We start from the raw sequence: 8925 nt of genomic DNA, 5'->3' as shown, positions 1-8925 counted from the left end.
ACACCCGCCCGAGGGCCTGTTGGATGAGCTGGGCCCTGCCCTGCAGCGCCTGGCAGCGCGCGGCGGCACAGCCGTGGTGCCAGTGTTTGCCGTGGGCCGTGCCCAGGTGGTGCTGCACGCCATTGGCCTGCTCAAGGCGCAGGGCGTGGTGCCCGCGTCGCTCAAGGTGTTTCTGGACAGCCCCATGGCCGTGAGCACCACGGGCCTGTTCCAGCACCACATGCAGGAGCACCGCCTGAGCGGCCGCGAGGTGCAGGCGCTGGAGCATGGCGCCACCATGGTCCAGACGCCGGAGCAGTCCAAGGGCCTGGCCCGACTGCACGGCCCCATGGTCATCCTGTCGGCCAGTGGCATGGCCACCGGGGGGCGCGTACTGCACCACCTCGCACTGCATGCGGGCGACCACCGCAACATGATCATCCTGACCGGCCACCAGGCCCCGGGCACCCGCGGCGCACGGCTGGCCGAGGGCGAAAAGACCATCCGCATCCACGGCCAGGACGTGGCCGTGCGCGCCGAAGTGGTGCGGCTGTCGTCCGCCTCGGCCCATGCCGATGGCAACCAGCTCATCGCCTGGCTGCGCAGCATGGGCCACGCCCCTGACCAGGTGTATGTAGTGCATGGCGAAATGGGCGCTGCCGACCACCTGCGGCAGCGCATAGCACACGAACTGCGCTGGAATGCGGCGGTGCCAGAGCACGGCAGCACCTGTCTGGCCTGACCCCCGCCCCCTGCACAGCGTGCCAACCGCAGACGGGCAAGCAAGCCATCGCGCATAACGATGACAAATACAAAATAATGGGGAGAAAATAGCCATCCTTCTCATTTCGAGAAGACACACCCCATGAAAAGCTCCGAGCGCAGTTTTGCGCGCCGTATCGACCTCACCTCGCTGCAACTGTTTGTGGCGGTGTGCGAACTCGGCAGCATCGGCCGGGCGGCCGAGCGCGAATTCATTGCCGCATCGGCTGTCAGCAAGCGCCTGTCCGATCTGGAAACCGCCGTAGACACCGCCCTTCTCTACCGCCACAGCCGGGGCGTGACTCTCACCCCCGCAGGCGAGAGCCTGCTGCACCACGCCCGCACCGTGCTGTTTGGCCTGGAGCGCATGCAAGGCGAGCTGAGCGAATACGCCGACGGCGTGCGCGGCCATGTGCGCATGCACGCCAATATCTCGGCCATCTTCCAGTTCTTGCCCGAGGACCTGGGCGCGTTTGCGCGCGAGCACAGCCAGATCAAGATCGATCTGCAGGAGCACCTTTCCAGCGACGTGCTGCACGCCGTGCAGGAGGGCGCGGCCGATCTGGGTATCTGCAACATCGGCATGGCCAGCGCGGGGGGCAGCCCCGCCCTGCAAAGCCGCCCCTACCGGTCCGACCGCCTGGTGCTTGTAGTTCCCTCTGGGCACGCCCTGTCTGCCCAGGCAGCTATCAATTTTGAAGAAGTACTGGACTGGGACATTGTGGGCCTGCATGCCAACAGCAGCATCAGCCTGGCCATGCGCGCGGCTGCCGCCGCAGCCGGGCGCCCGCTGCGCCAGCGCATTCAGGTCACGGGGCTTGATGCCATGTGCCGCATGATCGACAACGGCCTGGGCGTGGGCCTGCTGCCCGACCGTGCGTTTGCACTCATGCGCGGGGTGGGCCAGCTCCAGGCCATCCCGCTGACCGACACCTGGGCCCGCCGAGAACTGCGTGTGGTGGCCCGCGACTTTGAGGCCCTTCCCATCACGGCCCGCTTGCTGGTGGAACACCTCGCACCACGGCCCGACCCGGCACCTGCATACCCGGCCACCGACACTAAAATCCAATCCCCCACCTGAAAGTAGAAAGCCACGCCATGGGACGCACCCTGTACGACAAGATCTGGGACGAGCATGTCGTCCACACCGAAGAGGACGGCACCTCCATCCTCTACATCGACCGCCACCTGGTGCACGAAGTCACCAGCCCTCAGGCCTTCGAAGGCCTGCGCGAGGCGGGCCGCAAGGTCTGGCGCATGAGTTCCATCGTAGGCACAGCCGACCACAATACGCCCACCACGGGCTGGGAAAACGGCTACGACGGCATCACCGACCCGATCAGCAAAGAGCAGATCACCACGCTGAACGACAACATGGCGCAAATCACGCCCGCTGCGTTCTTCCCCTTCATGCACAAGCGCCAGGGCATCGTGCACGTGATCGGCCCCGAAAACGGCGCCACCCTGCCCGGCATGACGGTGGTGTGCGGCGACAGCCACACCAGCACGCACGGCGCGTTCGGCGCACTGGCCCACGGCATCGGCACCTCCGAGGTTGAACACGTGATGGCCACCCAGACCTTGCTGGCCAAGAAGGCCAAGAACATGCTCGTGCAGGTGGACGGCAATTTGCCTAAGGGCGTGACGCCCAAGGATGTGGTGCTGGCCATCATCGGCAAGATCGGCACGGCGGGCGGCACGGGCTACACCATCGAATTCGCAGGCTCCGTGTTCCGCGCCATGAGCATGGAAGGCCGCATGACCGTGTGCAACATGGCCATCGAAGGCGGCGCACGCGCGGGTCTGGTGGCGGTGGACGACAAGACCATTGAGTACGTCAAAGGCCGCCCCCTGTCCCCCACGGGCGTGGAATGGGATCAGGCCGTGGCGTACTGGAAGACCTTGCACTCGGACGCCGACGCCAAGTTCGACACCGTCGTCAAGCTCGACGCCGCCGACATCCAGCCGCAAGTGACTTGGGGAACCTCGCCCGAAATGGTGCTGGGCATTGACGCCCGCGTGCCCGACCCCGACAAGGAAAAGGACGCCAACAAGCGCGGCGCCATCGAGCGCGCCTTGACCTACATGGACCTGCAGCCCGGCAAGCCCATCAACGACATCACCATCGACAAGGTGTTCATCGGCAGCTGCACCAACAGCCGCATCGAAGACATGCGCGAAGCTGCCGCCGTGGTCAAGAACCTGGGCCGCAAGGTGGCCAGCAACGTGAAGCTGGCCATGGTGGTGCCCGGCTCGGGCCTCGTCAAAGAGCAAGCCGAGCGCGAGGGCCTGGACCAGATCTTCAAGGCTGCTGGCTTTGAGTGGCGCGAACCCGGCTGCAGCATGTGCCTGGCCATGAACGCCGACCGCCTGGAGCCCGGCGAGCGCTGCGCCAGCACCAGCAACCGCAACTTCGAAGGCCGCCAGGGCGCTGGTGGCCGCACCCATCTCGTCAGCCCCGCCATGGCTGCTGCTGCTGCCGTGCACGGCCATTTTGTGGACATTCGCCAATTCGCCTGAAGGAGCACGCCATGAAGAAAATTGCCGCAACCCTCATCGCACTGTCTGCCGCCCTGCTGTTGGCCGGCTGCAATACCGTCAAGGGCGTGGGCCAGGACGTTCAACGCGCCGGAGGCGCACTCGAACGCGCCGCCAACAAGTAACCACAAGGCACCCATGCAGAAATTCACCTTGCTCAAGGGCCTCGTGGCCCCGATGGACCGCGAGAACGTCGACACCGACGCCATCATCCCCAAGCAGTTCCTCAAGTCGATCAAGAAAACGGGCTTCGGACTCAACCTGTTTGACGAGTGGCGCTACCTGGACAAGGGCGAGCCCGGCATCCCAGAGAGCCAGCGCAAACCCAACCCAGACTTCGTGCTGAACCAGCCGCGCTACAAGGGCGCCAGCATCCTGATCGCGCGCAAGAACTTTGGCTGCGGATCGAGCCGCGAGCACGCGCCCTGGGCGCTGGACCAGTTCGGCTTTCGCGCCGTCATCGCGCCCAGCTTTGCCGACATCTTCTTCAACAACTGCTTCAAGAACGGCCTGCTGCCCATCGTGCTGCCCGAGTCCACCGTGGCCCAGCTGTTCGACGAAGTGGCGGCCTTCCCCGGCTACCAGCTCACCATTGACCTGGAACGCCAGGTGGTGGTGCGGCCGCAGGGCGAGGAAATCCCGTTTGACGTGATCGCCTTCCGCAAATACTGCCTGCTCAACGGCTTTGACGATATCGGCCTGACCCTGCGCCAGTCCGACAAGATCAAGGCATTTGAGGCCCAGCGCCTGGCCACCAAACCCTGGCTGGCGCACACCATGGTGTCCTGAGTCCAAAATACCCATCAAAATAGCCGTTTCCGCGCAACCAGCTTGCCAAAGCAGCTATCAAAATAGAAGCAAACCAATGAAAATCGCAGTTCTGCCGGGTGACGGCATCGGTACCGAAATCGTCGCCGAGGCCGTCAAGGTCCTCCAGGCACTTGACCTGAAGTTCGAGATGGAATCCGCCCTGGTAGGCGGCGCCGCCTACGAAGCCCATGGCCACCCGCTGCCCGAGTCCACGCTCAAGTTGGCGAAAGAAGCCGATGCCATCCTGTTCGGCGCCGTGGGCGACTGGAAATATGACAAGCTCGACCGCCCCCTGCGCCCCGAGCAAGCCATCCTGGGCCTGCGCAAGAACCTGGGCCTGTTCGCCAACTTCCGCCCCGCCATCTGCTACGAGCAACTGGTAGGCGCATCCAGCCTCAAGCCCGAGCTGATCGCGGGCCTCGATATCCTCATCATCCGCGAGCTGACGGGCGACATCTACTTCGGCCAGCCGCGTGGCCGCCGCGTGGCCACCGACGGCCACTTCCCCGGCACTGAGGAAGCGTTCGACACCATGCGCTACAGCCGCCCCGAAATTGAGCGTATCGCCCACGTGGCCTTCCAGGCCGCCCGCAAGCGCAACAAGAAGGTCACCAGCGTGGACAAGGCCAACGTGCTCGAAACCTTCCAGTTCTGGAAGGACGTGGTCACCGACGTGCACAAGGAATACCCCGACGTCGAGCTGCAGCACATGTATGTGGACAACGCGGCCATGCAGCTCGTGAAGGCGCCCAAGGCGTTTGACGTAGTGGTGACGGGCAACATGTTTGGCGACATCCTGTCAGACGAGGCATCGATGCTCACCGGCTCCATCGGCATGCTGCCCTCGGCCAGCCTGAACAGCAGCAACCAGGGCCTGTACGAGCCCAGCCACGGCAGCGCACCCGACATCGCCGGTAAGGGCATCGCCAACCCGCTGGCCACCATCCTGTCTGCAGCCATGATGCTGCGCTTCAGCCTGAACCAGGAAGCTGCCGCCCAGCGCATCGAAGCCGCCGTGCAAAAGGTGCTGGCGCAAGGCCTGCGCACGCCCGACATCTACAGCGAAGGCACCACCAAGGTGGGCACGTCCCAGATGGGCGATGCCGTCGTGAAGGCCCTGGCGGCCTGAACGCAGACGCTCTGCAGCCACAAAAAAGCGCCGGTCTTGCGGCGCTTTTTTCATGGCGCGGCGATTTACCGCTACAGCCAGCCGTTGTCGATGAACTCCATGATGGAGTAACGCCGATTCTCCAGCGGCCGCTCGCGCACGGCCGCCACAATCTGTTCGACGCCAGCGGCATACGGGGCCTCACCATAGACGCGGGTTTCCAGCTTCACGCTGCAAGCACCATCCTCCATCACCACCTGGTGGTAGGCATGGCGGGCAAGGTGCTCCGGAGGGATCTTCAGCACGCGCTGCTGAACCTCTGCATCGCGCACGGAATGGATGTCATCCGCTTTGAGGCCCAGCGCCTGCGCCATGCTGACGGCAGTGCCCGGTACAGATGACTTTGGCGCCTGGTGAGACTCGGTGAGCCCGATGCGGTAGCCACAAAAGATATGCCCGCAGCGCTCCAGCATGGCCATGAACTTGAGCATGAGGAGATTGGTGTTGGGACACAGAACGAGCGGAAAACCCACGGTCGCCTGCTCCAGCGCAGATCCCGTGGACAGCTCCACCAAAGGGGACTGCGTGGATGCACAGAAGGCGCTCACGGCTTGCAGCTCCCGGCCCGATCCCGCATGCACCACCACCGACTTCTGTGCAGGCAGCCCATCGGTGACCCAAGGGACAACCGGGTCAGCGCCCCCAGAGGGCAGCGCGCCTAGAAGCTCCGTGGCCAGCTTGCCGGCCCCTACAACAATGACTTTCATTTTTGACTCTCGATGGAAATCAGACAAAGCGATGAACAGGCAGGACTTTAGTGCGGCGCAGACAGTGAACGGCGGCTCCCCGCAAAATCGTTGACTCGTTTCCTCCGCCCGTCCCGCAGGCAGCGCCTCAGAACCTGTTCAAACATCGGTATAGGCCCCAAAGCCCGCATCCGCTACAATCCCCGCCTATGTTTGCCGCCCACACGTTCGCCCTGAACATTGCACCCGCCGCCATGGCCGGTGTGGCTGCGCGCGCAACCATCACCAAAACCACGACCATTAAGGGCTGACTCAGCCTGGTTCGTCGTGCGCCCCTCCTGGCCAGACGAGCCAGGCGAGCAGTCCGGTCTGGCACTGTTTCTCACTTAGAAAGGGCGTTGAAATGAGCAAGTTGGTAGGATTGGTCGGCTGGCGCGGTATGGTCGGCTCGGTCCTGATGGACCGCATGGAACAAGAGAAGGACTTCGATCTGATCGAACCCCTGTTCTTCTCCACCTCGAACGCAGGCGGCAAGGCACCTGCCCAGGCCAAGAACGAGACTGCACTGCAGGACGCGTTCAACATCGACGCCCTCAAGCGCTGCGAAATCATCATCACCGCCCAGGGCGGCGACTACACCTCGGAAGTGTTCCCCAAGCTGCGCGCTGCAGGCTGGAACGGCCACTGGATTGACGCTGCCTCGACCCTGCGCATGGACAAGGACTCCGTGATCATTCTCGATCCGGTCAACATGCCCGTGATCCAGAATGCACTGGCCAACGGCGGCAAGAACTGGATCGGTGGCAATTGCACCGTGAGCTGCATGCTGATGGGCGTGGGCGCGCTGTACAAGGCGGGCCTGGTCGAATGGATGAGCACCCAGACCTACCAGGCAGCGTCAGGCGGTGGCGCCCAGCACATGCGCGAGCTGCTCACACAGTACGGCACCCTCAACGCTGAAGTGCGCGCACTGCTCGACGATCCCAAGAGCGCCATCCTAGAGATCGACCGCAAGGTTATCGCCAAGCAGCGCAGCCTGTCAGCCGCAGAAACCGCCAACTTCGGTGTACCGCTGGGCGGCTCGCTGATCCCCTGGATCGACAAGGACCTGGGCAACGGCATGTCCAAGGAAGAATGGAAGGGCATGGCCGAAACCAACAAAATCCTGGGCCAGGGCGAAGGCTTCAGCGCCCCCGCCGTGCCGGTGGACGGCTTCTGTGTGCGCGTGGGCGCGATGCGCTGCCACAGCCAGGCGCTGACCTTCAAGCTCAAGAAGGATGTGCCCTTGGCTGACATCGAAGCCATGATCGCTACCGACAACGAATGGGTGAAGGTGGTGCCCAACACCCGTGAAGCCACCATCCAGGACCTGACGCCCGTCGCCGTGACCGGCACCATGACCATCCCCGTGGGTCGCATCCGCAAGCTGGCCATGGGCCCTGAATACGTGGGCGCCTTCACCATCGGCGACCAGCTGCTGTGGGGTGCTGCCGAGCCGCTGCGCCGCATGCTGCGCATCCTGCTGGCAGCTTGATTTCAGGGCTGATCGGCCCTCCCCTCAAGGCGCGCATATTCCCCGTATGCGCGCTTTTTCACGCCCAGACACCAGACACACTCCGTTACGGGACGTTGGCAATTGACAACAACCGGTTGCCCCAAGTTGGGGCGTCGGCGCACCTCTCAAAGCTTCGGAGCCACCTCAGCTTGTCAGTGCAAAACATTGATGCTATGGTGCTTTTTACATATTTTCACGCGCCGGGGCGGGACCAGACCATGACAAAAAAAGCACCGCTCGTCCGAGCCGCACAAAATCCTCATCAGTTGTTGGCAAACATGCATCGTTGGAAATTCTCTGTCTTGGCGGCCGCGGCCGTGGCTTGCTCTGGTTTTTACGCCAGCGATGCATCGGCCCTTGCGCTAGGCCGTATCACGGTGCAGTCAGCCTTGGGTGAACCTCTGCGCGCAGAAATCGACCTGCCTCAGATCACCCCTGCCGAAGCAGACACCCTGCGCGCCACAGCAGCCGCCCCCGAAGTGTTCCGCGCCCAGGGCATGGAGTACACCCAGGCCATGAACAACCTGCAGATTCAGCTGCAGCGCCGCCCCGACGGCACGGCCGTGTTGCGCTTGTCCAGTGACCGCCCCGTGAACGAGCCTTTCCTCGATCTGGTGCTGGATGCCAACTGGGGCACGGGCCGCTTGGTGCGCAGCTACACCATGCTGTTCGATCCGCCCGCGCTGCGCCGGCCGGCACCAACGGTCACCGCCTCGCCTCAGATTTCCGCCCCAGCGGTGCAAGCCACACCTGCCGTGCGCGCACCGACTACACCAAGGCCAACCGAATCCGCCGCCGCACCGGCAGCGCCTCGTCCTGCGGCGCCTCCTCGCCCCACCCCCACGGATGGCGTGACAGTCCAGGCTGGCGACACGGCAGGCCGCATCGCCAATACCTACAAACCTGCAGACGTGTCGCTGGACCAGATGCTGGTCGCCATGATGCGTGCCAACCCAGACGCGTTCATCCAGGGCAACGTCAATCGCATCAAGGCGGGCGCTGTGCTGCAGATGCCCGACGGGGCCGCAGCCCAGTCCACCACGCCCCCCGAGGCACGCCAGATCCTCGCGGCTCAGGCTCGCGACTTCAATGACTTCCGCCGCAAACTCGCTGGCGCGGCCCCGTCCACCGAAGTGGCCGCCGCACAACGTTCGGCCTCAGGCTCTGTGCAAACCCGAGTGGAAGACAAAAAACCCGCCACAGCTGCACCGGACAAGCTCACACTCTCCAAAGGCTCCGTAAAGGGCCAGAAGGCCGCTGAAGAGCAGGTCGTCAAAGACAAGCAGGCGGGCGAAGCCGCCACCCGGATGGCCGAGCTGTCCAAGAACATCAACGACCTGAACAAGCTGGGCGCAGCCTCTTCCGCCGCAGGCGGCAGTTCAGCCCCTGCAGCAGCAGGCGCAGCCAGCGCCCCCGCCGGTGTTGCC

The 8925-nt window shown here is 64.1% G+C and carries 9 protein-coding genes; 8 read left to right on the top strand and 1 reads right to left on the bottom strand.

All coding sequences use genetic code 11. From position 1 onward, the window contains the following. From DBR12_RS02175 to leuB, 6 genes are all read left to right on the top strand, one after another. The coding region (locus DBR12_RS02175) for an MBL fold metallo-hydrolase (protein WP_233244254.1) at positions 1-721 on the top strand (721 nt) is incomplete at its 5' end. Positions 722-844: 123 nt separating this feature from the next. Further along, complete coding sequence (locus DBR12_RS02170) at positions 845-1822, top strand: LysR family transcriptional regulator (RefSeq protein ID WP_108615743.1); 978 nt, start codon at positions 845-847, stop codon at positions 1820-1822. Positions 1823-1839: 17 nt separating this feature from the next. Further along, on the top strand, positions 1840-3261 hold the full coding sequence (leuC, locus tag DBR12_RS02165; protein WP_108615742.1) for a 3-isopropylmalate dehydratase large subunit: 1422 nt from the start codon (positions 1840-1842) through the stop codon (positions 3259-3261). An 11-nt stretch (positions 3262-3272) separates the two neighbouring features. Then, on the top strand, positions 3273-3404 hold the full coding sequence (locus tag DBR12_RS02160; RefSeq protein ID WP_063461163.1) for an entericidin A/B family lipoprotein: 132 nt from the start codon (positions 3273-3275) through the stop codon (positions 3402-3404). A gap of 13 nt (positions 3405-3417) precedes the next feature. Continuing rightward, positions 3418-4068 (top strand): 3-isopropylmalate dehydratase small subunit, encoded by a 651-nt coding sequence (gene leuD, locus DBR12_RS02155; RefSeq protein WP_108615741.1) that lies wholly within the window; start codon positions 3418-3420, stop codon positions 4066-4068. Positions 4069-4144: 76 nt separating this feature from the next. Continuing rightward, entirely contained in the window at positions 4145-5218 is a 1074-nt protein-coding gene (gene leuB, locus DBR12_RS02150) for a 3-isopropylmalate dehydrogenase (protein ID WP_108615740.1), read from the top strand. Between the two features lie 71 nt (positions 5219-5289). Here the strand turns inward: leuB and DBR12_RS02145 are convergent, their stop codons facing one another. After that, on the bottom strand, positions 5290-5964 hold the full coding sequence (locus tag DBR12_RS02145) for a dihydrodipicolinate reductase C-terminal domain-containing protein (protein WP_108615739.1): 675 nt from the start codon (positions 5962-5964) through the stop codon (positions 5290-5292). 382 nt (positions 5965-6346) lie between these two features. Between DBR12_RS02145 and asd the strand changes: the two genes are divergently transcribed. After that, positions 6347-7477, top strand: a complete 1131-nt coding sequence (gene asd, locus DBR12_RS02140) for an aspartate-semialdehyde dehydrogenase (RefSeq protein ID WP_108615738.1) — start codon at positions 6347-6349, stop codon at positions 7475-7477. Positions 7478-7776: 299 nt separating this feature from the next. Then, a partial coding sequence (locus DBR12_RS02135) for a FimV family protein (protein WP_304529301.1) occupies positions 7777-8925 on the top strand: 1149 nt, incomplete at its 3' end.

The organism is Acidovorax sp. HMWF029, assembly GCF_003060895.1.
Classification (GTDB): domain Bacteria; phylum Pseudomonadota; class Gammaproteobacteria; order Burkholderiales; family Burkholderiaceae_C; genus Acidovorax.
The sequence above is the reverse complement of the archived record's forward strand: the minus strand, read 5'-3'. Positions and strand labels throughout refer to the sequence as shown.

Bases quoted from the DNA above. Each gene is read 5' to 3' on its own strand.
- DBR12_RS02170 (WP_108615743.1), top strand. From the start codon at position 845: ATGAAAAGCTCCGAGCGCAGTTTTGCGCGCCGTATCGACCTCACCTCG.
- leuC (WP_108615742.1), top strand. From the start codon at position 1,840: ATGGGACGCACCCTGTACGACAAGATCTGGGACGAGCATGTCGTCCAC.
- DBR12_RS02160 (WP_063461163.1), top strand. From the start codon at position 3,273: ATGAAGAAAATTGCCGCAACCCTCATCGCACTGTCTGCCGCCCTGCTG.
- leuD (WP_108615741.1), top strand. From the start codon at position 3,418: ATGCAGAAATTCACCTTGCTCAAGGGCCTCGTGGCCCCGATGGACCGC.
- leuB (WP_108615740.1), top strand. From the start codon at position 4,145: ATGAAAATCGCAGTTCTGCCGGGTGACGGCATCGGTACCGAAATCGTC.
- DBR12_RS02145 (WP_108615739.1), bottom strand. From the start codon at position 5,964: ATGAAAGTCATTGTTGTAGGGGCCGGCAAGCTGGCCACGGAGCTTCTA.
- asd (WP_108615738.1), top strand. From the start codon at position 6,347: ATGAGCAAGTTGGTAGGATTGGTCGGCTGGCGCGGTATGGTCGGCTCG.